Annotated in this window: 28 protein-coding genes and 1 tRNA gene; 21 read left to right on the forward strand and 8 right to left on the reverse strand. The window is 68.2% G+C overall.

Annotation, left to right across the window (positions count from 1 at the left end):
• Positions 1-123: 123 nt before the first annotated feature.
• From PK606_RS09710 to PK606_RS09730, 5 genes are read left to right on the forward strand one after another with little or no spacing between them, the layout of a single operon-like run.
• Positions 124-534 carry a DUF1924 domain-containing protein gene (locus PK606_RS09710; protein WP_324563281.1) on the forward strand — a complete coding sequence of 137 codons (411 nt, stop codon included), beginning with the start codon at positions 124-126 and terminating at the stop codon, positions 532-534.
• 15 nt (positions 535-549) lie between these two features.
• Positions 550-1,035: a diheme cytochrome c gene (locus PK606_RS09715; protein ID WP_324563283.1), complete on the forward strand. Its 486-nt coding sequence runs from the start codon at positions 550-552 to the stop codon at positions 1,033-1,035.
• A gap of 24 nt (positions 1,036-1,059) precedes the next feature.
• A complete protein-coding gene (locus PK606_RS09720) occupies positions 1,060-1,788 on the forward strand; it encodes a cytochrome b/b6 domain-containing protein (protein WP_324563286.1) in 729 nt (242 codons plus the stop codon).
• 6 nt (positions 1,789-1,794) lie between these two features.
• Entirely contained in the window at positions 1,795-2,460 is a 666-nt protein-coding gene (locus tag PK606_RS09725) for a winged helix-turn-helix domain-containing protein (protein WP_324563289.1), read from the forward strand.
• Between the two features lie 15 nt (positions 2,461-2,475).
• A complete protein-coding gene (locus PK606_RS09730; RefSeq protein WP_324563291.1) occupies positions 2,476-3,861 on the forward strand; it encodes an ATP-binding protein in 1,386 nt (461 codons plus the stop codon).
• Here the strand turns inward: PK606_RS09730 and PK606_RS09735 are convergent.
• Together PK606_RS09735 and PK606_RS09740 are read right to left on the reverse strand one after the other, a co-directional pair.
• A complete protein-coding gene (locus PK606_RS09735) occupies positions 3,848-5,077 on the reverse strand; it encodes a CaiB/BaiF CoA transferase family protein (RefSeq protein WP_324563294.1) in 1,230 nt (409 codons plus the stop codon). The two genes, PK606_RS09730 and PK606_RS09735, sit on opposite strands and share 14 nt — an antisense overlap.
• Positions 5,078-5,129: 52 nt before the next feature.
• Positions 5,130-6,059: a hydroxymethylglutaryl-CoA lyase gene (locus tag PK606_RS09740; protein ID WP_324563296.1), complete on the reverse strand. Its 930-nt coding sequence runs from the start codon at positions 6,057-6,059 to the stop codon at positions 5,130-5,132.
• Positions 6,060-6,201: 142 nt separating this feature from the next.
• On the opposite strand from PK606_RS09740, the gene PK606_RS09745 reads away from it, so the two are divergent.
• Positions 6,202-6,951, forward strand: coding sequence for an IclR family transcriptional regulator (locus tag PK606_RS09745; protein ID WP_324563298.1), 750 nt, complete (start codon positions 6,202-6,204; stop codon positions 6,949-6,951).
• A gap of 277 nt (positions 6,952-7,228) precedes the next feature.
• Here the strand turns inward: PK606_RS09745 and PK606_RS09750 are convergent, their stop codons facing one another.
• From PK606_RS09750 to PK606_RS09770, 5 genes are all read right to left on the reverse strand, one after another.
• Positions 7,229-8,047, reverse strand: coding sequence for a M90 family metallopeptidase (locus tag PK606_RS09750; protein ID WP_324563300.1), 819 nt, complete (start codon positions 8,045-8,047; stop codon positions 7,229-7,231).
• Positions 8,048-8,074: 27 nt separating this feature from the next.
• Positions 8,075-8,866, reverse strand: a complete 792-nt coding sequence (locus PK606_RS09755; RefSeq protein WP_324563302.1) for a UDP-2,3-diacylglucosamine diphosphatase — start codon at positions 8,864-8,866, stop codon at positions 8,075-8,077.
• Between the two features lie 22 nt (positions 8,867-8,888).
• Positions 8,889-9,398 (reverse strand): peptidylprolyl isomerase, encoded by a 510-nt coding sequence (locus tag PK606_RS09760; RefSeq protein ID WP_324563304.1) that lies wholly within the window; start codon positions 9,396-9,398, stop codon positions 8,889-8,891.
• A 146-nt stretch (positions 9,399-9,544) separates the two neighbouring features.
• Entirely contained in the window at positions 9,545-10,222 is a 678-nt protein-coding gene (locus tag PK606_RS09765) for a peptidylprolyl isomerase (RefSeq protein ID WP_324563306.1), read from the reverse strand.
• A gap of 81 nt (positions 10,223-10,303) precedes the next feature.
• Positions 10,304-10,861, reverse strand: coding sequence for a tetratricopeptide repeat protein (locus PK606_RS09770; protein WP_324563308.1), 558 nt, complete (start codon positions 10,859-10,861; stop codon positions 10,304-10,306).
• Between the two features lie 194 nt (positions 10,862-11,055).
• Between PK606_RS09770 and cysS the strand changes: the two genes are divergently transcribed.
• The 3 genes from cysS (at position 11,056) to PK606_RS09785 (ending at position 14,358) form a co-directional block, all read left to right on the forward strand.
• Positions 11,056-12,432 carry a cysteine--tRNA ligase gene (gene cysS / locus PK606_RS09775; protein WP_324563310.1) on the forward strand — a complete coding sequence of 459 codons (1,377 nt, stop codon included), beginning with the start codon at positions 11,056-11,058 and terminating at the stop codon, positions 12,430-12,432.
• 49 nt (positions 12,433-12,481) lie between these two features.
• Positions 12,482-13,132 (forward strand): DNA-3-methyladenine glycosylase family protein, encoded by a 651-nt coding sequence (locus tag PK606_RS09780; RefSeq protein WP_324563313.1) that lies wholly within the window; start codon positions 12,482-12,484, stop codon positions 13,130-13,132.
• Positions 13,133-13,383: 251 nt separating this feature from the next.
• Positions 13,384-14,358 (forward strand): acetyl-CoA carboxylase carboxyltransferase subunit alpha, encoded by a 975-nt coding sequence (locus PK606_RS09785; protein ID WP_324563315.1) that lies wholly within the window; start codon positions 13,384-13,386, stop codon positions 14,356-14,358.
• A gap of 153 nt (positions 14,359-14,511) precedes the next feature.
• Here the strand turns inward: PK606_RS09785 and PK606_RS09790 are convergent, their stop codons facing one another.
• Positions 14,512-14,805 carry a YkvA family protein gene (locus tag PK606_RS09790; protein ID WP_324563317.1) on the reverse strand — a complete coding sequence of 98 codons (294 nt, stop codon included), beginning with the start codon at positions 14,803-14,805 and terminating at the stop codon, positions 14,512-14,514.
• 201 nt (positions 14,806-15,006) lie between these two features.
• Here PK606_RS09790 and tilS point away from each other — a divergent pair, with 201 nt between their 5' ends.
• The 12 genes from tilS to nagZ all read left to right on the forward strand — a co-directional run bounded on the left by tilS (position 15,007) and on the right by nagZ (position 26,339).
• Positions 15,007-15,963: a tRNA lysidine(34) synthetase TilS gene (gene tilS, locus PK606_RS09795; RefSeq protein WP_324563401.1), complete on the forward strand. Its 957-nt coding sequence runs from the start codon at positions 15,007-15,009 to the stop codon at positions 15,961-15,963.
• A 57-nt stretch (positions 15,964-16,020) separates the two neighbouring features.
• Entirely contained in the window at positions 16,021-17,298 is a 1,278-nt protein-coding gene (locus PK606_RS09800) for an aspartate kinase (RefSeq protein WP_324563319.1), read from the forward strand.
• A gap of 14 nt (positions 17,299-17,312) precedes the next feature.
• Positions 17,313-17,405 (forward strand) — tRNA-Ser (locus PK606_RS09805).
• Positions 17,406-18,029: 624 nt separating this feature from the next.
• The gene (gene lepA, locus PK606_RS09810) at positions 18,030-19,838 is read left to right on the forward strand and encodes a translation elongation factor 4 (RefSeq protein ID WP_324563321.1); all 1,809 of its coding nucleotides are present in this window, start codon (positions 18,030-18,032) and stop codon (positions 19,836-19,838) included.
• Complete coding sequence (gene lepB / locus PK606_RS09815) at positions 19,838-20,806, forward strand: signal peptidase I (protein WP_324563324.1); 969 nt, start codon at positions 19,838-19,840, stop codon at positions 20,804-20,806. The genes lepA and lepB overlap by 1 nt, the downstream gene beginning before the upstream one ends.
• A gap of 37 nt (positions 20,807-20,843) precedes the next feature.
• Positions 20,844-21,185, forward strand: a complete 342-nt coding sequence (locus PK606_RS09820) for a DUF4845 domain-containing protein (RefSeq protein ID WP_324563327.1) — start codon at positions 20,844-20,846, stop codon at positions 21,183-21,185.
• 3 nt (positions 21,186-21,188) lie between these two features.
• The gene (gene rnc / locus PK606_RS09825; protein ID WP_324563403.1) at positions 21,189-21,905 is read left to right on the forward strand and encodes a ribonuclease III; all 717 of its coding nucleotides are present in this window, start codon (positions 21,189-21,191) and stop codon (positions 21,903-21,905) included.
• Complete coding sequence (gene era / locus PK606_RS09830) at positions 21,902-22,870, forward strand: GTPase Era (RefSeq protein WP_324563328.1); 969 nt, start codon at positions 21,902-21,904, stop codon at positions 22,868-22,870. Before rnc ends, era begins: the two co-directional genes overlap by 4 nt.
• An 86-nt stretch (positions 22,871-22,956) precedes the next feature.
• Complete coding sequence (gene recO / locus PK606_RS09835; RefSeq protein WP_502920821.1) at positions 22,957-23,778, forward strand: DNA repair protein RecO; 822 nt, start codon at positions 22,957-22,959, stop codon at positions 23,776-23,778.
• A complete protein-coding gene (locus PK606_RS09840) occupies positions 23,775-24,548 on the forward strand; it encodes a pyridoxine 5'-phosphate synthase (RefSeq protein ID WP_324563330.1) in 774 nt (257 codons plus the stop codon). The genes recO and PK606_RS09840 overlap by 4 nt, the downstream gene beginning before the upstream one ends.
• Positions 24,549-24,606: 58 nt before the next feature.
• Positions 24,607-25,005, forward strand: coding sequence for a holo-ACP synthase (acpS, locus tag PK606_RS09845; RefSeq protein ID WP_324563332.1), 399 nt, complete (start codon positions 24,607-24,609; stop codon positions 25,003-25,005).
• Positions 25,006-25,205: 200 nt separating this feature from the next.
• A complete protein-coding gene (nagZ, locus tag PK606_RS09850) occupies positions 25,206-26,339 on the forward strand; it encodes a beta-N-acetylhexosaminidase (protein WP_324563334.1) in 1,134 nt (377 codons plus the stop codon).
• The last annotated feature ends 27 nt before the right edge of the window (positions 26,340-26,366 follow it).

Below are 26,366 nucleotides of genomic sequence, written 5' to 3' on the forward strand. Positions count from 1 at the left end.
TTCGCTCGTTCTTCAAGCATCCAAGTGTCGCCTATATTACTGACTTATGAGTAAGACCGCCTTCAGGTGCGCTGGGGATCATGAACCCGTCCGGCCGAATCGCAGGCCGGCCAGGAGAAGCTCATGGTTCTATTTCGGCCCGTCGGCATGGCTGCCGCACTGTTGGCCACGCTGGTGCTGCCGCCGGGCGCGTTCGCCCAGGGCACCAGCGCCAGCGCGCAACTGCAGCGCTGGCAGGCTGCGGCCGGTGCTCCCGCCGATGCGGCGCGCGGGCAGAAACTGTTCAACACCAAGGCCGGCAACGAGCTGAGCTGCGCCTCCTGCCATGGCCAGCCGCCGACCAAGGCGGCGCGCCACGCCAGCACCGGCAAGCCGATCGACACGCTGGCGCCGGCCTTCAATGCCGAGCGCTTCACCGACCAGGCCAAGGTCGACAAGTGGTTCAAGCGCAACTGCAAGGACGTGTTCTCGCGCGAGTGCAGCGCGGCCGAGAAGGCCGACCTGATGGCCTACCTGCTGAGCCTCAAACCCTGAAAGGAGTGTCGAGTCATGCGAACCCATCACCGCACCCTGTTGCCCGCCCTGTTCTGCGTCGCCGTCAGCCTGCCGCTGGTGACACGTGCCGATGACGAGGGCGCCCGCATGCCGGCCCAGGTGCCCAAGGCCTACACGCAGGAATGTGCCGGCTGCCACATGGCCTTCCCGCCCGGCCTGCTGCCGGCGGCGTCATGGCGGCGCATGATGAACAGCCTGGAACAGCATTACGGCAGCGACGCCTCGCTGGAGCCCGCGGTGGTGAAGGAGCTGTCCGACTGGCTGCAGGCCAACGCCGCCCAGGGTCGGCGTGCCCGCGCCGACAGCGCGCCGCCCGAGGACCGCATCACGCGCACGCGCTGGTTCGTGCGCGAGCACCGCGAGATCGCGCCCAGCGTGTTCCGGCGCCAGTCGATCAAGAGCGCCGCCAATTGCATGGCCTGTCATGCGGATGCCGAGCGCGGCGACTTCGATGACGACGGCGTGCGCATCCCCAAGTGATCTTCTCAAGGACGGGTACCGACCATGAACGCTGCTGAATCCATGGCCGCAGGCACCATCTCCACCACGGGTCTGCCTGCGAAGGCTCCAAGCCGGCGCGTGGTCGATGCACCCACGCGCGCGATGCACTGGCTGCTGGCGCTGAGTTTCCTGGGCGCCTACCTGACCGCCGACGGCGAGCGCTGGCGGCTGGTGCACGTCACGCTCGGCTACACGCTGGCTGGCCTGTTGGTGGCGCGCATCCTGTGGGGTCTGTTCGGGCCGCGTCCTGCGCGCCTGTCAGTGCTGTGGTGCAAGCTGCAGCGTGGGCCGGCCTGGCTGAAGTCGGCCGTCCGTGGCCGCATCGACTGGCGCCAGGGCCAGAACCTGATGCTGGCGGCCAGCATCGCCTTGCTGCTGCTGGTGATCGCACCGCTGACGCTGAGCGGCTTGGGCCTGTACCAGGAGTGGATCGATGCCGAGTGGCTGGAAGATCTGCACGCGCTGCTGGGCGACGGCATGCTGGTCGTCGCACTGGCGCACATCGCCGCGGTGCTGGCGCTGTCGCTGCTGCGGCGGCGCAACCTGCTGACGCCGATGATCACCGGGCGCATGGCGGGCGCGGGGCCGGACCTGGTCAAGCGCTCGTTCGCCGGCCTCACCGCGCTGCTGCTGGCCACGGTGCTGGCGTTCTGGACCTGGCAATGGCAAACCGCGCCGGCGCCCATGGATGATGCCCAGGCTGCACAATCGCTGCACCTGGACGATGATTGACTCGAGATGCGCATCCTGCTGGCTGAAGACGACGATCTGCTCGGCTCGGGCCTGAAGGCGGGCCTGGGTCAGCACGGCTTTGCCGTTGACTGGGTGCGCGACGGCGTCGCCGCCGAGCGCGAACTGCTGACCGGCAACTACGAGGCCCTCGTGCTCGACCTCGGCCTGCCGCGCCAGGACGGCATGGACGTGCTGCGCGCGGCGCGCCAGGGCGGCAACCGCACGCCGGTGCTGGTGCTGACCGCGCGCGACGCCGTGCCCTCGCGCATCGAGGGGCTGGACGCCGGCGCCGACGACTACCTGGTCAAGCCGGTCGACCTGGGCGAACTGGCGGCGCGGCTGCGCGCGCTGGTGCGGCGTGCCCATGGCGTGCCGCAGACGCGGCTGGCGCTCGGCGCGGTGACGCTGGACCCGGCCGCGCGCCAGGTCTGGCGCGGCGATGAACTGGTCGAGCTGTCGCTGCGCGAGTTCGACCTGCTGCACGTCTTCGTGCTGAACGCCGACCGCGTGCTGTCGCGCGAGCAGCTCGAGCAGCACCTGTACAAGTGGGGCAGCGAGGTCAGCAGCAACGCGGTCGAGGTGCACATCCACAACCTGCGCCGCAAGCTCGGCGCCGAGCTGATCGAGACCGTGCGCGGGGTCGGCTACATCGCGCGCCGGCCCGCAGCCTGAAGCCCGAAGCGAAGCATGGCGCGCCGCAACTGGTCGCTGGCCCAACGCCTGACGGCGATGGTGCTCGGCTTCGTGCTGTTGGCCTGGGCCGCCACGGTGGCGATGGCCTGGTTCGTCACCCGGCATGAGTTGAACGAACTGCTGGACGCCCACCTGGCCCAGACCGCCGCGCTGCTGGCCACCGGCGAGGTCGATGACGCCGACGACGACGATGCCTTGGTGCAGGCGCCGGTGCTGCTGCACAAGTACCAGTCGCGCGTGGCGTTCCAGATCTGGCACAAGGGCCGCCTGCGCGCGCGCTCGGTCGATGCGCCCGAGTTGCCGCTGGCGGCGTCCGATGCACGCGGCCTGTCGGACCAGCGCATCGACGGCACCGCCTGGCGCGTATTCACCACCACGCGCAGCGAGGACGGCAGGGTCAAGGATGTGATCCATGTTGGCGAGCATGTCTCGGCGCGCCGCCACGTGCTGCTGGCCAGCCTGCGCGGGTCGCTGATTCCGTTGCTGCTGGCGCTGCCGCTGCTGGCCGCCGGCATCTGGTGGAGCGTGCGGCGTGCGTTGCGGCCGCTGCGCCAGCTGGGCCGCAGCGTAGCCGCGCGCCAGCCGCAGGCACTGGACCGGTTGCCTGAAGCGGGCGTGCTGCCCGAAGTGCGGCCGCTGGTGCGCGCGCTCAACGACCTGTTCGAGCGCGTCGGTGCGCACCTGGCCAGCGAGCGCCGCTTCACTGCCGACGCGGCGCACGAGCTGCGCACGCCGATCGCTGCCATCCGTATGCAGGCCCAGGTGGCGCAGGGCGCGCACGATGATGCCGGGCGCGCGCAGGCGCTGGCGGCCACCATCGCCGGCTGCGACCGTGCCACCCACCTGGTCGAGCAGCTGCTGCAACTGGCGCGGCTGGAAGCCGATACCGCCGACGGCACGCCCGCGCGCAGCCTGCCGACCGACCTGGTCGCGTTGGCCGCCGAGCAGGTGCGCGAACTGCAGCCCGTCGCCTCGGCGCGCGGCCAGCGCATCGTGTTCGAGTCTCCGGCGCAGCCGGTACCGGTGCCGATGGGGGCGACCCTGTTGGCGGTGCTGCTGCGCAACCTGCTCGACAACGCGCTGCGCTACAGCCCTGAGGGCGCGACGGCGCGTGTTGTCGTCGAACCAGGTGCGGCGGGCGAGGGCGCCTTGCTCACGGTCGAGGACAGTGGCCCCGGCCTGGACGACGAGGCCATGGCGCGGCTGGGCGAGCGCTTCTTCCGCGTCCTCGGCAGCGGTCAGACCGGCAGCGGCCTGGGCTGGTCGATCGTGCGGCGCCTCGCGCGCCTGCACGAGCTTCGCCTGGAGCTGGACCGCGGCCCCGAGCTGGGTGGCCTGCGCGTGCGGGTGGGCTGGCCGGCGCCGGTCAGGTCGGCGTAGCTGCCGTGTCGGGCGCCAGCCCGATCACGCCGGCGGCGTGCAGTTGCGCGATCTCGTCCTCGTCGCGACCGAGCTGCCGCAACCAGCGGCGGGTGTCGGCGCCCAGCACCGGCGGGCTCGACGGCGGCGGCAGCGCCTCGTCAAGCAGGAAGCCAGGCCGGGTGACGCGCAGCGGCTGGCCCGCCGGCCCGTGCATCGGCAGCGACTCGACAAAGCCGCGCTCGCGCAGCTGGGGCTGCGCCAGGATGGCCGGCACGCTCATCACCTGGCCGGCCGGCACGCCATGCGCGTTGAACAGCGCCTCCCATTCGGCGGCGCCGCGCATGACCAGGCGCTGCTCGATCAGCGCGCGCAGCGTTTCGCGGTGCTGCTTGCGCGACTGGCGCTCGGCAAAGCGCGGGTCGGTCTTCAGCTCGGGGCTGCCGATCAGATCGCACAGCGTCTCGTACTGCTTCTGCTCGTTGGCCGAGATGTTCAGCGGGCCGTTGCCGGTGCGGAAGGTGCCCGAGGGCGCGGCGGTGAAGTTCTCGTTGCCGATCGGTGTCGGCACCGCGTCGGCGTTGAGGTAGTTGGACACCACCCAGCCCATGGTGGCCAGCGTCGATTCCAGCAGCGAAACGTCGATGCGGCGCCCCCGGCCCGTGGCGCGCTGCTCGACCAGCGCGGCGCAGACCGTGAACGCGGCGGTGAGGCCGCCCACGGTGTCGCTGATCGGGAAACCCGCGCGCAGCGGCGCGCTGTCGGCATCGCCGGTGACGCTCATCACGCCGGCCAGCCCCTGCACGATCTGGTCGTAGGCCGGGCGCCCGGCCCAGGGGCCGGTCTGGCCGAAGCCCGAGATCGCGCAATAGACCAGGCGCGGGTTGCGCGCGGTCAGCACCGGGTAGTCCAGCCCGAGCCGCTGCATCACGCCGGGGCGGAAGTTCTCGATCAGCACGTCGGCGCTTTCGACCAGCTCCAGCAACAGCGCCTTGCCGCGCGCGTCCTTCAAATCCAGCGCCACCGACTGCTTGCCGGCGTTGACGGCGACGAAGGACGCGCCCATGGCCTGGCGCACCATCTCTGCATCGGCGCCCAGGCGCCGCGCCAGGTCGCCGCCCCTGGGGTTCTCGACCTTGATGACCTCGGCGCCCATGCGGGCCAGCTGGTAGCCGCAGAACGGACCGGCCAGTACGTTGGTCAGGTCGATGACGCGGATCTTGTCGAGGGGCAGCATGGAATCGGTTCGTTCGTGTAGGGTGGATGAAGCTCGGATCGTTGCCGGCCGTTCAGGCGAAGCCCTTGGGCAGGCCGGCCTCGGCCGTCATGCCGTACAACGGCTCGCCCGGCAGCCCGGCGGCCAGTGGTGCGCGCGCGGCCAGCAGGCGCTCGAGATCGACGCCGGTGTCGATGCCCATGGCCTCGAACATGAACACCAGGTCTTCGGTGACCACGTTGCCCGACGCGCCCGGCGCGTAGGGGCAGCCGCCCAGGCCGGCCAGGCTGCTGTCGAAGGTGCGCACTCCGACGTCCCAGGCGGCCAGGCAGTTGGCCAGGCCGAGGCCGCGCGTGTTGTGCATGTGGGCGGCGCCGGCCTTCTCGCCCAGTTCGCTGCGCAGGCGCGTGAACAGGCGCCGCACCTGCGCCGGGTTGGCCATGCCGGTGGTGTCGGACAGGCCGACGTCGCCAGCACCGGCCTCGGCGCAGGCGACGGCGATGCGGATCACCTCGTCTTGCGCCACCTGGCCCTGCAGCGTGCAGCCGAAGGCGGTGGAGATGCCAGCCTCGATGGCCACATGCGGCGCGGTCTCGTCGCGCAGGCGGCAGATGGCGTGCAGCTTGCCCACCATCTCATCGGGCGTGCAGCGCACATTGGCTAGCGAATGCGCATGGCTGGCCGACACCGGCAGGGTCAGCTTGTGTGCGCCGGCGGCCATCGCCGCCTCGGCGCCACGCAGGTTGGGCACCAGCGCCATGACGGTGATGCCGGGGTGGCGCACCACCGTCTGGCGCACCACCTCGGCCGCGTCGGCCATCTGCGGCAGCAGGCGCGGCGGCACGAAGGACGCGACCTCGATCTCGCGCAGGCCGGCTGCGATCAGTGCGTCGATCCAGCGCAACTTGTCGGCGGTGGGCATCGTGGTCTGGACCGACTGCAGGCCGTCGCGTGGACCGACTTCGCTGATCAGGACTGAATGGGTGCTGGATGGCGACGGCACGACGGTCTTCTCTTAAATTCTGGTAGACAGAATAATAATCTGATAGATAGAATTATCGGATCGTGGCTGTGGGCTGTCAAGCCGCCTGCTCGGCCACAATGCGCAGTCGCCGGTCGCATGACCGGATTGCGCACGCTTCCAGATGCCCCGCAAAGCCCAGACCCCCTCGCTGGCCGACCAGCGTGCCGCCGCCGGTGGTGCCGCCGCCGTGGACCGCGCGCTGACGCTGCTGTCGGTATTCGGCGACGGCGACACCAGCCTGTCGCTGGCCGAACTGGCCGAGCGCACCGGCCTGTACAAGAGCACGGTGCTGCGCCTGCTGGCCTCGCTGGAGCACGCCGGCTTCATGCAGCGCCAGGACGACGGGCGCTACCGGCTGGGCGCCGAACTGGCGCGGCTGGGTGGCCTGTACACGGCCTCGTTCTCGCTCGGCGCGGTGGTGGTGCCGATGCTGCGCGCGCTGGTCGAGCAGACCGGCGAGAGCGCGGCGTTCCACGTGCGTGAGCGGCGCGGCGATGAATGGCTGCGCCTGTGCCTGTACCGCGTCGATTCGCCGCAGTTGGTGCGCGACCACGTGCGCGCCGGTGACGTGTTGCCGGCGGACCGGGGCGCGGGCGGGCGCGTGCTGCAGGCCTTCAGCGAACCGGCGCCGGGTGAGGCACGCGGGTCGGCCGCCGGGCGCGAGCTGCGCGCGCTGATCCGCGAGCAGGGCTACTACGCGGCCATCGGCGACCGCACGCCGGAGCTGGCTGGCATCTCGGCGCCCGTGTTCCAGCGCGACGGCCGGCTGGCAGGGGCCATCACCCTGAGCATGCCGTCGCAGCGCTATTCAGAAGACCACGTGGCGCCGGTGGTGGAAGCGGCGCACCGCCTAAGTGGCCTGATCGGCTGATCAGTCACCTTGCGGGAGCGGCGGATCCCAACATGGCTTTCCTCAGGCGCAGACGGGCATTGATGCCCGTGTGATCCACTGGATGCGTCGCTGGCCGGGACTTCGCCCCGACCGGCAATCTGCTTTCTCCTGTCCCGCCAAGAGAAGGTAGGCAAAGCCAGAGGGGTGAAGCCGCCTCTCGAACGATCGGTGGGCGGTGCTTCGCATGTCGGTCCACGTGCTTTCGCGACTTCCGCCACCCCTTCGCGATCTTTGCGTGCGGACGTTCTGGACAGCTTCAGCCCTGCCGAAAAAACGCCCGTAGCGTCCGCGCCAGCTCGGGAAATTCCTGCGCGAAGCGTTCCGGCTGGACGAAGTGCGCCTCGCACGCGACCGCAAAGAATTCAGCCGGGGCGGTGGCGCCGTAGGGATCGAGCCAGGGCGCGGGGGCGCCGAAGCGCTCAGCCATGATGAGTTGCTCGCGAAAGCGTGCATAGGCGGGCGCCCAGGTGGCGGCCCAGTGGCGCGCCGCCTCGCGCGCGCTGGTGGCGCCCATGAAGCCGCGCGGCAGTGGCGGCGCGCCGTCGGGGCCGCCGTCCTGCATGTCCATCTTGTGCACGAACTCGTGGATCACCACGCTGTAGCCGGCGTCGGCGTGCGCCCCGGCGCTCTGCACGGCGGGCCAGCTCAGCATCACCGGGCCGTGCTGCATGGCCTCGCCCGACAGCACCTCGTCGTAGTGGTGCAGCACGCCGGCGTCGTCCATCACCTGGCGGCGCGCCAGCGCGGCGTCGGGGTGCATCACGATGCCGACGAAGTCGTCGTACCAGTGCAGCGCGTCTTCCGGCGTCTCGGCGGGGCCCAGGTGCAGCAGCGGCAGGCAGGCCTGGGCAGCGACCGCGACCGCCATCTCGTCGGTGATCTCCAGTTCGTGCGCGCCGATGAATTCCTTGCGGTCGAGGAAATGCGTGGCCAGCCGGTGCAGGCGCTGTCGCTCATCGACTCCGAGCCGGGCCAGGAAAGGGTAGTGCGCCAGCGTTGCCTGCCACAGCGCATCGGGGATCGGTGTCGGTCCGCCGGTGGCGCGGTGCATCCAGCGTCTGAAGGTCTTGAGCATCGCGTCAGGCTACCGCAGGCGCGCGATTCATGCGCGCGGCTCGGGTGCGAGACGCTGCAGCCCGTCGGCGCTCAGGCGCAGCACCTGGGCGCGCTGCTCGTCGGCCGTCACGTGCCAGTCGCTCAGCACCCGGCGCACCAGGCGCTGGCCGCTGGCGTCCTGGCCCAGCACATGGTCGCCCGGCCGGTGCGTGTGGCCGTGGATCAGGGTGGTGGCGCTGGCGGCGACCAGCCAACTGCGCGCCAGTTCGGCATCCACGTCGGCGTAGACGCCTTGTGCGGCCTGGTGCTGCTCGCTCTGCGCGCGCATCTGGCGCGCCGCGGCCTGGCGCTCGGCCAGCGGACGGGCCAGGAAGGCGCGCTGCCAGTCCTCGGTGCGCACCTGCTGGCGGAATCGCTGGTAGTCGAGATCGTCGGTGCACAGCAGGTCGCCGTGCGTCAGCAGGTAGCGCCGCCCTTCGAAGCCGAGCACCGTCGGGTCGGCCAGTTCACGCATGCCGCAGTGCGCGAGAAAGTCGGGGCCGAGCAAGAAATCGCGGTTGCCGTGCATGAAGAACAACTCGGCGGTGGTGCTGGCGGCGTGCAGCACCTGTGCGCACCGGTGCTCGAAACTGCCGGGCACGGCGCAGTCGTCGCCGACCCAGGCCTCGAACAGGTCGCCCAGGATGAACACGGCGTCGGCCGGCACGTGGCGCAGGTAGCTGGCCCAGGCCTCGAAGGTGTCGGGCTCCTCGGCCTTCAGGTGCAGATCGGAAATGAAATCGACCGTGCGCCAGCGCGCCGGCGCATCCAGCGCGGCGAACCGGGGCACGGCCGTCATGGGGTGGACGCGGAGGCGGTCGTCAGCCGACCACCACCGCCTTCTCGATCAGCACGTCCTCGCGCGGCACGTCGTCGTGGAAGCCGCTGCGCGTGGTCGGCACGGCCTTGATGGCGTCGACCACGTCCTGGCCTTTCGTCACCTTGCCGAATACGGCGTAGCCCCAGCCCTGCGCGGTGGGCGCCTTGAAGTTGAGGAAGTCGTTGCCGGTCACGTTGATGAAGAACTGCGCCGTGGCCGAGTGCGGGTCGCTGGTGCGCGCCATGGCCACCGTGTAGACGTCGTTCTTCAGGCCATTGTCGGCCTCGTTGGTGATCGGCGCCTGCGTGGGTTTCTGCTTCATGCCGGGCTCGAAGCCGCCGCCCTGGATCATGAAGTTCTTGATGACGCGGTGGAACACCGTGTTGTCGTAGTGGCCGCTGTTGACGTAGCCAAGGAAGTTGGCGACCGACTTGGGCGCCTTGGCTTCGTCCAACTCCAGCGTGATGACGCCGTGGTTCTTGATGTGCAGTTCGACTTGGGGATTGGCCATGATGAAAGCGTTGTTGGTTGTTTGACGTGAAGGGAGTCGCGGCGGCGCCGCGACGACTGTTCCAGCGCGGGCGTGGCCGGGGTCCCCCCGGCCACTGCGCGCGTCCCCCTGGGGGGAAGGCGGCCGTCAGGCCGACTCAGGGGGGATCACATGATATTTGCGGACTCGATCACCACCTGCTTCTGCGGCACGTCGGTCGGGAACGGACCACCCTTGCCCGTCGGCGTATTGCGGATCTTCTCCACCGTGTCCATGCCGCTGACCACCTTGCCGAACACGGTGTAGCCGTACAGCTGCGGGTGGTTGATGACGTTCTTGCGCGGGATGTCCTTGTGGGTCTGGCCCTGGAACTCGAAGGTCACCGGGTCGCCGTCGGGAATGATGACCGGGTCGAGCCGGCTGTTGTCCACCACGTTGATGAAGAACTGTGCGGTGGCCGAGTGCGGATCGCCGGTGCGCGCCATGGCGACGGTGCCGGGCGCGTTCTTCAGGCCCTTGGCCAGCGCGTCGCGGCCTTCGTGCTTTATCGCCGGGCGGGTGGGTTTCTGCTTGTAATCCTTGTCAAAGCCGCCGCCTTGCACCATGAAGCTGGGGATGACGCGGTGGAAGATGGTGCCGTCGTAGTGCTTGTCCTTGACGTACTGCAGGAAGTTCTCCACGGTCTTGGGCGCCTTGTCGGGATAGACCTCGATCACGAACTCGCCTTCGCTGGTGACGAACTTCACGCGCGGGTCGGCGGCGAAGGCGGGCAGGGCGGTGCCCAGCGCGGCAGTGGCGGTGAGGGTGGCTGCCAGGCGCGACAGCGTTCTTCTTGACATGGACATGCGTTACGACTCCTGGAACGAAAAGGATTTGGTGGCCTGCCGGGTGTCACAAGTTCCCGTGCGGCAGGCTGCGGGCCCGGCTCAGCCGCCGGGTTTCGGCGTCAAGCTCAGCGCGCCGCGCAGCGACTCGATCTTGGGCGCCAGGCGTGCATTGCCGGCGTCCAGCCGGCGCGCCCGCTCGTAGGACTGGATGGCCTGGCGCAGCTGGACGTCGCCCAGGTTCTCCAGCGCGGTGGCGTAGTCGGGGTTGATGCGCAGTGCTGCCTGCAGCGCCTGCTGGGCCAGGTCGAGCTGCCCCTTGCCGGCATGCAGCACGGCCAGGTTGTTCCAGGGTTCGGCCAGTTCCGGGTAGTCGAGCGTGAGCTGCTGCAGCAACGCCTGGGCTTCGGCGCCGCGCCCGGAGGCACTCAGCACATTGGCCTTGATGAAGCGCATCTGCGGGTCGCGCGGATGGGTGCCGATGTACTGGTCGGCACGCGCCAGCGCCTCGCTGGTCTGGCCGGCGCGCTGCAGGCGCTGCACCTCGGCGTACTCGTCGGCCAGCGCCAGCGCCGGCGCCGCCAGCCACAGGCCACAGGCGATCAGCGCCGGCAGCAGTCGGCGCGCGCGCCATCGTGAGGGTGTCGGGGGGTGATTCATCGACTGTGGAACCGCCCGGGGCGGCGTCGCACCCATCCTGTCGGAAGGTGCTTGCCGAGTCCGGGCAGCGTCATATACTGAGGTTCATTGTAGCCAAGCAGGCCTTCTGGCAAGGCTCTGCGGCATCGCAGGATTTCCCGTTAACGCCGACGGCCGGGCGCGCCCCAGCGCTGCCTGCCACCAACCGCTGTTCCATGGTTTTGCGCATCTACAACACGCTGACGCGTGCATTGGAAGACTTTTCGCCGATCGAGCCCGGTCATGTGCGCATGTACGTGTGCGGCATCACCGTCTATGACCTGTGCCACATTGGCCACGCGCGCTCGGCGGTGGCTTTCGACATCGCGCAGCGCTGGCTGAAAAGCAGCGGCTACCAGGTCACCTTCGTGCGCAACATCACCGACATCGAGGACAAGATCATCCGTCGCGCGGTGGAGAATGGCGAGACCATCCGCCAGCTCACCGACCGCATGATCGCCGAGATGTATCGCGACTTCGACGCCCTCGGCATCGAACGCCCGACGCACGACCCGCGCGCCACCGACTATGTGCCGCAGATGCTGGACATCGTCGGCAAGCTCAAGGCCAAGGGGCTGGCCTACCAGAGCGGTGATGGCGACGTGAACTACGCGGTGCGCAGGTTTCCCGGCTACGGCAAGCTGTCGGGCAAGTCGCTCGACGAGTTGCAGGCCGGCGAGCGCGTCGCGGTCAGCGAAGGCAAGCAGGACCCGCTCGACTTCGTGCTGTGGAAGTCGGCCAAGCCCACCGAACCCGAGGGTGCCAAATGGGACAGCCCCTACGGCCTCGGCCGGCCCGGGTGGCATATCGAATGCTCGGCCATGAGCTGCGCGCTGCTGGGTGAGACCTTCGACATCCATGGCGGCGGCGCCGACCTGATCTTCCCGCACCACGAGAACGAGATCGCGCAGAGCGAGGGCGCCGACGGCGTGCCGCTGGCCAAGGTGTGGATGCACAACGGCTTCGTCAACATCGACAACGAGAAGATGTCGAAGTCGCTCGGCAACTTCTTCACCATCCGCGAGGTGCTGCAAGCTTTCGACGCCGAGACCATCCGCTTCTTCATCGTGCGCAGCCACTACCGCAGCCCGCTGAACTACAGCGATGTGCACCTGCAGGACGCCCGCGCCGCGCTGAAGCGGCTCTACACCGCGCTGGACGCGGTGCCGGCGGCTGATGTGGCGATCGACTGGGCCGACCCCTTCGCCGCGCGCTTCAAGGCCGCGATGGACGAGGACTTCGGCACGCCGGAAGCGGTGGCGGTGCTGTTCGAACTGGCGGCCGAGGCCAACCGCACGCGCGATGCCAGGGTCGCCGGCCTGCTGAAAAGCCTGGGCGGCACGCTCGGCCTGCTGCAGGATGATCCCAGGGCCTTCCTGCGTGCCGGCAGCACACTGGACGAGGCGGCGATCCAGGCGCAGATCGATGCCCGCGCCGCGGCCAAGCAGGCGCGCGACTTCGCAGAAGCCGACCGCATCCGCGCCGAGTTGCTGGCTGCCGGCATCGCGCTGAAGGATTCGGCGGCTGGCACCACCTGGGAGGTAGCGCAGTGATGCCGGCTGGCCTGATCGGGCCGGCTTCCCGCGGATCGGCAGGGCGGTGATGGCAACCACGAGGAAGACCGCCGTCAAGATCGTCACGCCCGGCTACTGGCCCGAGGCGTGCGAGCACCTGGCGCGGCGCGACCGCGTCATGAAGCGACTGATCCCGCAGTTCGGCGATGCCTGCCTGGAGTCGCGCGGCGATGCCTTCGTCACGCTGGCGCGCTCCATCGTCGGCCAGCAGATCTCGGTCAAGGCGGCGCAGTCGGTGTGGAACCGCTTCGAGGCGCTGCAACGCCGGATGACGCCGGCCAGCGTGCTCAAGCTGAAGGTGGACGACATGCGCGCCGCCGGGCTGTCGGCGCGCAAGGTCGAGTACCTGGTGGACCTGGCGCGCCACTTCGCCGACGGGCACATCCATGCCGGGCAATGGCAGGCGATGGAGGACGAGGCCATCATCGCCGAACTGGTGGCGATCCGTGGCATCGGCCGCTGGACCGCCGAGATGTTCCTGATGTTCCATCTGCTGCGCCCGGACGTGCTGCCGCTGGACGACGCCGGCCTGATCAAGGGCATCAGCCAGAACTATTTCTCCGGCGAGCCGGTCAGTCGCAGCGATGCGCGCGAGGTGGCCGAGGCCTGGGCGCCCTGGCGCAGCGTGGCGACCTGGTACATGTGGCGCTCGCTGGAGCCGTTGCCGGTGGCGTATTAAGGGCGCATTCCCCTGAGCCGCTCACGCGGCTTCCCCCTTCTCTCTGCGGGAAGGGGGACACAGCCAGTGCGCGGCACGGGTCCGCGCACGGCTGTCGCTGGAATGGCCTGCTCCGCGGCCGCTTGACTTCGGGGAGTGGCGACGTTCGGCTGCCTGGGATCGACTTTCCGGTGATGAGAAAGCAGTTGCCGCCAGCGGAGGGAGCCACATCCGCTAACATTGCCGCGTGATTCGACACCAAGGAGCCGATATTGGCGAAACGGACATTTCTTGATTTCGAGCAGCCCATCGCGGAGCTGGAAAACAAGATCGAGGAACTGCGCTACGTGCAGAACGAGAGTGCGGTCGACATCTCGGAGGAGATCGACCAGCTCGACAAGAAGAGCCTGCGGCTCACCAAGGACATCTACTCCGACCTGACGCCGTGGCAGATCACCAAGATCGCGCGGCATCCGGAGCGGCCGTACACGCTCGACTACGTGCGCGACTGCTTCACCGACTTCGTCGAGATGCACGGCGACCGCCACTTCGCCGACGACCAGAGCATCGTCGGCGGGCTGGCGCGCTTCAACGGCAACGCCTGCATGGTGATCGGCCACCAGAAAGGCCGCGACACCAAGGAGCGCACGCTGCGCAACTTCGGCATGGTGCGGCCCGAGGGCTACCGCAAGGCGCTGCGGCTGATGAAGACGGCCGAGAAGTTCAGGCTGCCGCTGTTCACCTTCGTCGACACGCCCGGCGCGTTCCCGGGCATCGACGCCGAGGAGCGCGGCCAGAGCGAGGCGATCGGGCGAAACATCTACGAGATGGCGCAGCTGGAGGTGCCGATCATCAGCACCATCATCGGCGAGGGCGGCTCCGGCGGTGCGCTGGCGATCGCCGTGGCCGACCAGGTGCTGATGCTGCAGTACTCGATCTATTCGGTGATCAGCCCCGAGGGCTGCGCCTCGATCTTGTGGAAGACCAGCGACAAGGCGCAGGACGCGGCCGAGGCGCTGGGCATCACCGCGCACCGCCTGAAGGCGCTGGGCATGGTCGACAAGATCGTCAACGAACCGGTGGGCGGCGCACACCGCGACCCGCGCCAGATGTCGGCCTTTCTCAAGCGCGGACTGGCGGATGCCTGGCGGCAGATCAGCGACCTGAAGCCGCGCGAACTGCTGGACCGGCGCTACGAGCGGCTGATGAGCTACGGCCGCTTCAACGACACCAAGGCCGAGCGCTGACCCGGAGGCTCAGCGTTGAGCGTTCGGCGTGACTGCCAGCCCGCAGGTTGGTGGTGATTGAACTGAAGCCCAACGAACGGCCCTGGTTCGTTGGCGCCGTCCGGTCGGGTTTCGCTGCGCTCGACGCGATCTGCCCGAATCAACGCCGAGCGCTCAACCACCCACCGGCCGCACGCGCGTCTCGACCTTGCTGCGCAGCGCCGCCATCAACTCCGGCGGCAGGAACCTGAACGCGGCCTGCAGCAGCAGGTAGGCGATCACGCCATCGTCCAGCCAGCCGAGGATGGGGATGAAGTCCGACACCAGATCGATCGGACTGATCACGTACAGCACGGCAAGGATCGTGGTCAGCTTGGCCGCATTCGGCGTGCGTGGGTCGCGCAGCACGGCCCACGCCAGCAGCAGTTCCTTGCGGAACATCGCGATGATCCGGCCCAGTTTCCACATGTGAAGACCTCCAGTCTGCCGTGCGTGCAACCACCACGGTTGCCTCAGTTCATAACGTGAGGGTGCATGGGCGGATGACAAGGCCGTGCAGAACCGTGAACTTTCCAACGGCTACCATGCCGCGTGAACACCGTCATGGATGCCTTGCCTCCCGTTCCCGCGCCATCGGCCGCCGAGCGCCCGGCGCTGCTCGACGCCGCAATGGACGCTTTTGCCGCGCTGCCGCCGGCCTTGCCGCTGGCGGTGGCCCTCAGCGGCGGCGCCGATTCGACCGCGCTGCTGCTGGCCTGCGTCGAGCGCTGGCCGGGACAGGTCCAAGCCTGGCATGTGCACCATGGCCTGCAGGCGGCCGCTGATGATTTCGAGCGGTTTTGCGCCGGGCTGTGCGCGCGCCTGGAGGTGCCCTTGCAGGTGCGGCGCGTCGATGCGCGCCATGCGCCGGGCGAAAGCCCGGAAGACGCGGCCCGGCAGCACCGTTACGCAGCCTTCGACGCGCTGGCCGACGCCAGCCGTGCCGCCCAGCCGATCCGTACCGTGCTGCTGGCCCAGCATGCCGACGATCAGGTCGAAACCATGCTGCTGGCCTTGTCGCGCGGTGCCGGCCTGCGGGGCCTGGCGGCCATGCCGGCGCAGTGGCAGCGTGACGGCATGGCCTATCGCCGCCCCTTGCTGCAGGTGCCCGGACCGGCCATTCGCGCCTGGCTGCGCGCGCGCGACGAGCGCTGGATCGACGACCCGACCAACGTCGACGCCCGCTACACGCGCAACCGGATTCGCGCCGATCTGCTGCCGGCGCTGGAAGCGGCGTTCCCGCAGTTTCGCGCCACCTTCACGCGCAGTGCCCAACATGCGGCGCAGGCGCAGCAACTGCTGACTGAACTGGCCGAACAGGATCTGCAATCCGTCGGCACGCCACCACGGATCGAGGCGCTGCAGGCGCTGTCCATGGCCCGCCAGGCCAACCTGCTGCGCCACTGGCTGGCGAGCATGCATGGGCAGACGCCCAGCAGCGCACAGCTGACCGAACTGCTGACCCAGATCGCCGCCTGCCGCACGCGCGGGCACCGCATCCGGCTCAAGGTCGGCCTCGGCCATGCCGAGCGGCACGGCGACCGGCTGCTGTGGCGGCCTGGCAATGGCGGCACAGGCACAAGCTAAAATTGCCGGTTTGCCGGCCGCGCAGGGGGCGCGGCCGGATCTCTCGACAAGACTCTCATGGGACTGTTTGTTCACAAGTACGGCGGCACGTCGATGGGCTCGACCGAGCGCATCGCCCAGGTCGCCAAGCGTGTCGCCAAGTGGGCGCGCGCCGGCCATCAGATGGTGGTGGTGCCCAGCGCCATGAGCGGCGAGACCAACCGCCTGCTGGCGCTGGCCAAGGAACTGGCGCCGGCCAAGCCGACCCAGGACTACTGGCGCGAGCAGGACATGCTGGCCGCCACCGGCGAGCAGGCCTCGTCGGCGCTGCTGGCCATCGCGCTGCAGGCCGAGGGGTTGCCGGCGGTCAGCTACGCCGGCTGGCAGGTGCCGATCCGCACCAGCAACGCCTACACCAAGGCGCGCATCGACAGCATCGACGACGCCCGCGTGCGCGCCGACCTGGACGCCGGCAAGGTAGTCATCATCACGGGCTTTCAGGGCATCGACGAGGGCGGCAACATCACGACCCTGGGCCGCGGCGGCAGCGACACCTCGGCGGTGGCGGTGGCGGCGGCACTGAAGGCCGATGAGGCGCTGATCTACACCGACGTCGATGGCGTCTACACCACCGATCCGCGCATCGTGCCCGAGGCGCGGCGCCAGAACACCATCAGCTTCGAGGAAATGCTGGAGATGGCCAGCCTCGGCAGCAAGGTGCTGCAGATCCGCTCGGTCGAATTCGCCGGCAAGTACAAGGTGCCGATGCGCGTGCTGTCGAGCTTCACGCCGTGGGACATCGACATCGCCGAGGAAGCCCAGTCCGGCACCCTGATCACTTTTGAGGAATACGAACACATGGAACGCGCCGTTGTTTCCGGCATCGCCTTCAGCCGTGATGAAGCAAAGATTTCCGTGCTGGGCGTGCCCGACATGCCGGGCATCGCCTACCAGATCCTGGGCGCGGTGGCCAACGCCAACGTCGAGGTCGACGTCATCATCCAGAACGTCAGCAAGGACGGCAAGACCGACTTCTCGTTCACCGTCAACCGCAACGACTACGCCAAGACGGTCGATCTGCTCAAGGACACGGTGGCACCGGCGATCGGCGCCGCCGACGTCATCGGCGACCCGAAGATCTGCAAGGTCAGCATCGTCGGCATCGGCATGCGCAGCCATGTCGGCGTGGCGTCGAAGATGTTCCGTGTGCTGAGCGAGGAGGGCATCAACATCATGATGATCTCCACCAGCGAGATCAAGACGTCGGTGGTGATCGACGAGAAATACTTGGAGCTCGCCGTGCGCGCGCTGCACCGCGCCTTCGACCTGGACCAGCCGGCGCCCGCGATGGCATAATGCGACCCTTCGCTGGAGACGTGACCGAGTGGCCGAAGGTGCTCCCCTGCTAAGGGAGTATGGGGTGTAGAGCCTCATCGAGGGTTCGAATCCCTCCGTCTCCGCCAAGCGTCGATGCAAGAGAGATCGGCGCCGAATGGCCGGATTTTCGAGAAACCCCGTCAGCGTCAGCTCGCGGGTTTTTTTGTTTCTCGTGCCGCGTGCTGGGTCGTCAGGCTGTCGAGCGGAAACTCGTGGTTTCTGCACGCCTGGATCTGGCTTGGGTCGACGCCCCTGGCCCGAAGCAGTAGCGGGGCTTTTTCGACACAGTAACTGTTGGTAACTGGCGACGGAAGCTCCCCGCCGGTGCGTCGGAGATCGGTCGGTCGGTTACATACGAGTTTGGATAGAATTGGCGGTCTTCTGAGGCGGTTGACGGTAATAAGAATGCGCATTCGGCCCACATGGTGGGATGCGGCCGCGCAATCCACTGGAAGTCCACAGCGCGCCCACAGCTTTCCCCGTGTTGTCTTTTTGAATCTGTTGATAACCTGTAGATAAAACATTCGCCGCCGCGTCACGACGACAGGGGAGTTCGGTTGCAAGGCTGGGATCCAGCCGCTTTTTGCCTACAATGAAGTCCCAACTATCGCAGTTGCCATAGATTGTTGGTTGAGGGCGCGTCGCATCGTTGACGCGCCCTTTTTTCATGTGCGTCTCGCGCCAATTCAGATACTTGCCCGCATCCCTTGATGGACCACATCAGAAATTTCTCAATCATCGCGCACATCGACCACGGCAAGTCGACGCTGGCCGATCGGCTCATCTCGCGCTGCGGCGGCCTGTCGGATCGCCAGATGAGCGCGCAGGTGCTGGACTCGATGGAAATCGAGAAGGAGCGGGGGATAACCATCAAGGCGCAGACCGCCGCACTGCAGTACCAGGCGCGTGACGGCCAGGTCTACAACCTCAACCTGATCGACACGCCGGGCCACGTCGATTTCTCGTACGAGGTGTCGCGTTCGCTGTCTGCGTGCGAAGGTGCCTTGCTCGTCGTCGATGCCTCGCAGGGTGTCGAGGCGCAGACAGTGGCCAACTGCTACACCGCGCTCGAGCTCGGCGTCGAGGTGCTGCCGGTGCTCAACAAGATGGACCTGCCGCAGGCCGATCCCGACAACGCCAAGACCGAGATCGAGGACGTGATCGGCATCGACGCCAGCGAGGCGATCGCCATCTCGGCCAAGACCGGCATGGGCATCGACGAGGTGCTCGAGCAGATCGTCGCCAAGGTGCCGCCGCCGCGCGGCAAGCCCGATGCGCCGCTGCGCGCCATGATCATCGATAGCTGGTTCGATGCCTACGTCGGCGTGGTGATGCTGGTGCGCGTGGTCGATGGCCGGCTGCAGAAGGGCGAGCGCTTCCGCATGATGGCGTCCGGCAGCGTCTACGACGCCGACAACCTGGGCGTGTTCACGCCGGCGCAGCAGCCGCGCGAGGCGCTGGAGGCGGGCGAGGTCGGCTACATCATCGCCGGCATCAAGGAGCTGAAGGCGGCCAAGGTGGGCGACACCATCACGCTGGAGAAGAAGCTGCCCAACAACCTGGGCCCGGCGGACAAGGCGCTGCCGGGCTTCAAGGAAATCCAGCCGCAGGTGTTCGCCGGCCTGTACCCGACCGAGGCCAACCAGTACGACCAGCTGCGCGACAGCCTGGAGAAGCTGCAGCTCAACGATGCCTCGCTGCACTTCGAGCCCGAGGTGTCGCAGGCGCTGGGCTTCGGCTTCCGCTGCGGCTTTCTCGGCCTGCTGCACATGGAGATCGTGCAGGAGCGGCTGGAGCGCGAGTTCGACCAGGACCTGATCACCACCGCACCGAGCGTGGTCTACCAGGTCGAGAAGGCCGACGGCGAGGTCGTCATGGTCGAGAACCCGTCCAAGATGCCGGATCAGGGCAAGATCAACGAGATCCGTGAGCCGATCGTCACCGTGCACCTGTACATGCCGCAGGACTACGTTGGCCCGGTGATGACGCTGGCCAACCAGAAGCGCGGCGTGCAGATGAACATGCAGTACCACGGCCGCCAGGTGATGCTGACCTACGAGCTGCCGCTGGGCGAGATCGTGCTCGACTTCTTCGACAAGCTGAAATCCGTCAGCCGCGGCTACGCGTCGATGGACTACGAGTTCAAGGAGTACCGACCGTCCGACGTGGTGAAGGTCGACATCCTGCTCAATGGCGAGAAGATCGACGCGCTGTCGATCATCGTGCACCGCAGCCAGGCGCAGTACCGCGGCCGCGCGGTGGCGGCCAAGATGCGCGAGATCATCAGCCGGCAGCAGTTCGACGTCGCCATCCAGGCGGCGATCGGCGCCAACATCATCGCGCGCGAGAACATCAAGGCGCTGCGCAAGAACGTGCTGGCAAAATGCTATGGCGGCGACATCACCCGCAAGCGCAAACTATTGGAAAAACAGAAGGCGGGCAAGAAACGCATGAAGCAGATCGGTTCGGTCGAGGTGCCGCAAGAGGCGTTCCTGGCGATCCTGCAGGTGGAGGACTGATGCCGCTGCTGACCGCTGTCGTCCTGGCAGCCTTCTTCGGCTACGGCGCCGCCTGGTACGTCGGCGCCATCGAGGGCAATTTCGCGCTGCTGCTGTTCATGGCCACGCTGGTCACTGGGTTGTACTGGCTGGCCGAGCGCTTCGTGTTCCTGCCCCGGCGGCGCGCGGCGGCGCAGGTGCTGCAAGGCCAGCTCGACCAGCGCCGCAGCGAGTTGGCGGCGCAAGGCATCACCCGGGTCGACGAGAGCGACGCCGCCGCCACGCGCGAGCGCATGCTGGCGCAGCCCTGGTGGCTGGACTGGACGGCCGGGCTGTTCCCGGTGATCCTGATCGTGTTCCTGCTGCGCTCGTTCGTGTTCGAGCCATTCAAGATCCCGTCTGGCTCGATGATTCCGACGCTGCTGATCGGCGACCTGATTCTGGTCAACAAGTTCACCTACGGCCTCAAGGCGCCGGTGATCAACAAGCGCCTGACCGCCGGCAACCCGGTGCAGCGCGGCGATGTGGTGGTGTTCCGCTACCCGCCCAAGCCCAGCGTGGACTATATCAAGCGCGTAGTCGGCCTGCCGGGCGACGAGGTGGCCTACATCAACAAGCGGATCAGCATCAACGGCCAGCCGATGGCGCAGACGCCGGCCTCCGACTTCTTCGACGAGTCGTCGATGGAGTACTTCAAGCAGTTCAACGAGCAGCTGGGCGAGCAGCGCCACCGGATCATCGTCGATGGCCGGCGCCCCGCCTTCGTCGCCGGAGCGGATGAGTTCAAGTACAAGAACGGCTGCGCCTACAGCATCGAGGGCGTGAGCTGCAAGGTGCCCGAAGGGCACTACTTCGTCATGGGCGACAACCGCGATAATTCGCTGGATTCGCGCTACTGGGGCTTCGTGCCCGACGCCAACATCGTCGGCAAGGCGTTCTTCGTCTGGATGAACTTCGGCGACCTCAAGCGCATCGGCTCGTTCAACTGACAAGGGCTGGGAGGCAGGGATGGAGATCAGGAGTCGGATGTCGCAGCGCGGCATATCGCTGCTCGGCTTGCTGCTGCTGGGGGTGCTGCTGGCGCTGATCGGCATCGTCGGCGCGCGGGTGGTGCCCACGGCGACCGAATACATGGCGATCCAGAAGGCGGTCGACAAGGCGGCCGGAGCCGGCGGCGTGGCGGCGGTGCGTGCGGCGTTCGACCGCTCGGCATCGGTCGACTACATCTCCTCGATCGCCGGCCGCGACCTCGAGATCTCCGGCCAGGGTGACCAGATGGTGGTCAGCTTCGCCTACGACAAGGAAATCCCCTTGTTCGGCCCGGCCTACCTGGTGATCAAGTACCGCGGTTCGTCCAAGGGTGGTTGAGCGCTGACCAAGCCGCCGTCACCTTCGCGGCGGGCGCCGACGGCGCTCGCAGCCCTGCAGGCGCGGCTCGGCCACGAGTTCGCGCGCCCCGGCCTGCTCGAGCTGGCGCTGACGCACCGCAGCTTCTCGGCCGACCACAACGAGCGGCTCGAGTTCCTCGGTGACTCGGTGCTGAACCTGGGCGTGGCCCACATGTTGTTCGAGGCGCTCGACGAGCTGCCGGAGGGCGACCTGTCGCGCGTGCGCGCCCAGCTGGTGCGCCAAGACAGCCTGCACCGGCTGGCGGTCGAGCTGGACCTGCCGCCCCTGCTGCGGCTGGGCGAGGGCGAGTTGCGCTCGGGCGGCCAGCGGCGGCCGTCGATCCTGGCCGATGCGCTGGAAGCCATCATCGGCGCGGTCTACCTGGACGCCGGCTATGATGCCGCCAGCGCCCTGGTGCGCCGCCTGTTCGACGGGGTGCAGATCAATCCGGCGCTGTCGGCCGCCGCCAAGGACGCCAAGACCAGCTTGCAGGAATGGTTGCAGGGGCGAAAGATGCCACTACCGCAGTACGAGGTGACCCAGATCCACGGTGTCGCGCACCGGCAGACCTTCGAGGTCGCGTGTTCGGTGGCCACGCTGGGCCTGCGGCAACTGGGCCAGGGCGCGTCGCGTCGCGCCGCCGAGCAGGCCGCCGCTGCGGCCATGCTGCAGGCGCTTGACCAGCGACCGAACGCATGAGCAAGTCGAGCCATTCAGTCGCCGCGGCCGAGCCGGCTGAAGCCGCCGATGGCGGCGCCCAGCGCTGCGGCCTGATCGCCATCGTCGGCAAGCCCAACGTCGGCAAGTCGACCCTGCTGAACGCCCTGGTGGGGCAGAAGATCAGCATCACCTCGCGCAAGGCGCAGACCACGCGCCACCGCATCACCGGCATTCGCACCCTGGCCGACGGACAGGGCGGCGGCACGCAGTACGTGTTCGTCGACACGCCGGGCTTCCAGACCAAGCACTCGGCCGCGCTCAACAAGTCGCTGAACCGCACGGTGCTCGGTGCCATCGACGGCGTGGACCTGATCCTGTTCGTGGTCGAGGCCGGCAGTTTCACGCTCGGTGATGCCAAGGTGCTGGCACTGCTGAAGGAGGGCACGCCGGTGCTGCTGGTGGCCAACAAGCTCGACAACGTGCACCGGCGCACCGAGATCGCCCCCTGGCTGCGCGACATGCAGGCGCGTTTTCCGTTCAGCGAGTTCGTACCGATGTCGGCCAAGCAGCCGAAGGACGTGAAGAAGCTGCTCAAGATCTGCGAGGCCTACTTGCCCGAGCAACCCTGGTGGTACAGCGAGGACGAGCTGACCGACAAGAGCGAGAGGTTCCTGGCCGGCGAGGTGGTGCGCGAGAAGCTGTTTCGCCTGACCGGCGACGAGCTGCCCTACAGCTCCACCGTGGTGGTGGACCAGTTCAAGGAAGAAAAGAGCAAGGCGCACGGTCGCCTGCTGCGCATCGCCGCCACCATCGTGGTCGAACGCAGCGGCCACAAGGCGATGGTCATCGGCGAGAAGGGTGAGCGCCTCAAGCGCATAGGCACCGAGGCGCGGCAGGAACTGGAAAAGCTGATGGATTGCAAGGTGTTCATCGAGCTCTGGGTCAAGGTGCGCTCGGGCTGGGCCGATGACGAGGCCCGGGTGCGCAGTTTCGGCTATGAATAGGCCCCCCCCTGAGCCGCTGACGCGGCTTCCCCCCAGGGGGACGACGCCAGCAGCCTGGCAAAGCCAGCTCCGCGGCGTCCGCTGGCATGACCTACTCCGCAGTCCTCTTCGGGGCTTGCTGCGCAGCCCCACCGTTGGAGCCTGAGCTGAGACGCGTTGCGCACGAGCCGGGGTACGTGCTCCACCACTACGACTGGAGCGAATCCAGCATCATCGTCGAAGCCTTCACGCGTGCGCACGGCCGCGTGGCGCTGGTGGCCAAGGGCGCCAAGCGGCCGTCGTCCAACTTCCGTTCGGTGCTGCTGCCGCTGCAGCCGCTGTCGCTGAACTGGAGCGGCGACGGGGAGATCCGCACGCTGAAGGGCGCCGAGTGGGGCGGCGGCGAGGTCATGCCGACCGGCGACGCGCTGCTGTCGGGCTACTACGCCAACGAGTTGCTGCTGCGCCTGCTGGCGCGCGAGGACGCGCATCCGCGCCTGTTCGATGCCTATGCGGCGCTGGTGCACGTGCTGGCCACCGACCGCGGTGAAGTGCTGCACGCCGCCGCGCTGCGCGCGTTCGAGCTGCTGCTGCTGCGCGAAACCGGCCAGCTGCCGGCGCTTGATCTGCAGACGCTCACCCTGACGCCCGTGTCGGCGCAGGGGCGCTACCGCCTGCTTGCCGAGGCCGGTGTGCGCGCGGCGCATGCCGATGACGACGCCTGGCTGATCGGCGCGCACTGGCAGGCGCTGGCCGAGGCCGTGCAGGACGAGGCGCCGTTCGTCGCCACCCTGCATGCGGTCGCGGGCTTGCCGGGCGAGGCGCGTGGCCATCTGCGCCAGCAGCTGCGCGAGCTGCTCCACTACCATTGCGGCATCGGCACGCTGCGCACGCGCCAGCTGATGATGGATTTGCAGGCCCTCTCGTGAACATCTCCCAGAAGACCCAGCTTTCGGTCAATGTCAACAAGGTCGCCCTGGTGCGCAACACGCGCCACCTCGGCATTCCAAGTGTCACCCGCGCGGCGGAGATCTGCCTGCGGGCCGGCGCGCACGGCATCACGGTGCATCCGCGGCCCGACGAGCGCCACATCCGCGCGGCCGATGTGCGCGAACTTGCCGCGCTGATGAAGGACTGGCCTGGCCGCGAATACAACATCGAGGGCAATCCGACGCAGAACCTGATGGGCTTCATCCGCGCCGTGCGGCCTGACCAGTGCACCTTCGTGCCCGACAGCGAGGACCAGTTCACCAGCGATCACGGCTGGTCGCTCGGCGATGCGGCAGTGCGTGATCGGCTGCGGCCCCTGGTGGCCGAGGTACGGGCGCTTGGCGTGCGGGTCAGCCTGTTCATGGACCCGGTTCCCGAGCTGATGGCGCTGGCCAGGGAGCTTGGCGCCGACCGGGTCGAGCTGTACACCGAACCGTACGCCGCCGCCTGGTCGGGTGGTGACGAACAGGCACGCCGCGCCGAACTGGACCGCTACGCGGCTGCCGCGCGCGCGGCGCTGGCAGCCGGGCTGGGCGTCAACGCCGGCCATGACCTGAGCCGCGACAATCTGACGCCCTTCCTGCGCGCAGTGCCGGGCGTGGCCGAGGTGTCGATCGGCCACGCGCTGATCGCCGACGCGCTGGAGCTGGGCTACGAGGCCACCGTGCGCGGCTACCTGCACTGCATCGAGGCGGCGTTCACCGCATGACGCCAGGTGCGGAACCTGTGGGCCGGGGTGCTGGCGCAGCTCCGGATCAGCTCGCGCCATGATCCACGGCATCGGCACCGACATCTGCGACATCCGCCGCATCCGCGCCAGCTTCGAGCGCCATGGCGAGCGCTTCGCGCTGAAGATCCTGAGCGAGGGCGAGTTGGTGGTGTGGCGCCGCCGCAGCGCACGCTGGCCCGAGCGCGGGCTGCGCTACCTGGCGACGCGCTTTTCCGCCAAGGAGGCGTTCAGCAAGGCGATCGGCCTGGGCATGCGCATGCCCATGCACTGGCGCCTGTGCGAGATCGCCAACCGGCCGAGCGGCGAGCCGGTGATCGTCTTGCATGGCGGGCTGAAGGACTGGTTCGAGGCACGCGGCCTCACCGCGCACATCAGCGTGACCGACGAGAGCGAGTACGCGGCGAGTTTCTGCGTGGTGGAGCAGTTGCCGCGCTGACGCTGGCGGGATTCGCCGCATACTTCGAGGCTTGAACAGCCGAACGCAAAGGACGCGATAGTCACGAAAAGCCACGAGAAGCACGCAAGGAACTCAAGAAGAAGATCGAATGGTCTACTTTCACGTTTCCTGAGAAACCTTTGCGTCCTTTGCGTACGGTCTCGAGGCTGTTGAAGCTCATCCAAAGCGAAATCCCCACGATGCAGCACGCTCCCCTGATCATCGACATCGCCGGCACCGCGCTCAGTGATGACGACCGTCGCCGCCTGGCGCATCCGCTGGTGGGCGGCCTGATCCTGTTCACCCGCAACTGGGAAAGCCGCGAGCAGCTGACGAAGCTCACCGCCGCCATCAAGCGCCTGCGTCCCGATCTGCTGATCTGCGTCGACCACGAAGGCGGGTGCGTGCAGCGCTTTCGCACCGGCGGCTTCACCCACCTGCCGCCAATGCGCGCATTGGGCGAGCTGTGGATGCGCGATGCGATGCGCGCGCAGGATGCGGCCACCGCCTGCGGCTACGTGCTGGCAGCCGAGTTGCGTGCCTGCGGGGTGGATCTGTCGTTCACGCCGGTGCTGGATCTGGACTGGCCAATCGATGCCGCCATGCCCGCGCGCAGGCAGTCTGCCGCCCGAACGGGCGCGGGAGATCTGGGATGGCCCGGCGTTTCGCGGAGCCGCGTCATCGGCGACCGTGCCTTCCACGCCGATCCGCGTGTGGTCACGCTGCTGGCCAAGAGCGTCGCGCACGGGCTGCTGCGTGCGGGCATGAGCAGCTGCGCCAAGCACTTCCCTGGTCATGGCTGGGTGGTGGCCGACTCGCACGTGGCGCTGCCGCGCGACACGCGCTCGCTCAAGGCCATCCTGGCCGATGACGGCGCGCCTTATGGCTGGCTCAGCGCTGCGCTGGACGCGGTGATGGCAGCGCACGTGGTCTATCCGAAGGTGGACGCGCGCCCAGCCGGCTATTCGGCGCGCTGGCTGCAGGCCGTGCTGCGCGGGCGCCTGGGCTTTGGCGGCGCCATCTTCACCGACGACCTGAGCATGGAAGCCGCGCGCCACGTCGAAGGCCGCACCGTGACGCCGGTCGAAGCGGTGCTGGCGTCGCTGCAGGCCGGCTGCGATCTCACGCTGCTGTGCAACCAGTCGCTCGGCGACGGCGGCGTGATCGACGAGGTGATCGACGGACTGGCCGAGGCGCAGATCAAGGGTGCGTGGACGCCGTCCGCCGCCAGCGACCTGCGCCGGCAGGCGCTGCTGCCGCGCCAGGCGGCGCCGGACTGGGCGCAGCTGATGCGCTCGCCGGACTACCTGCACGCGCTCGCGCTGATTCCTTAAGCCGACTTGAAGTGGTGACAAACGGAC

Origin of the sequence: Ottowia sp. (assembly GCF_035444425.1) — a bacterium.
In the GTDB taxonomy this organism is placed as follows: domain Bacteria; phylum Pseudomonadota; class Gammaproteobacteria; order Burkholderiales; family Burkholderiaceae_C; genus Ottowia.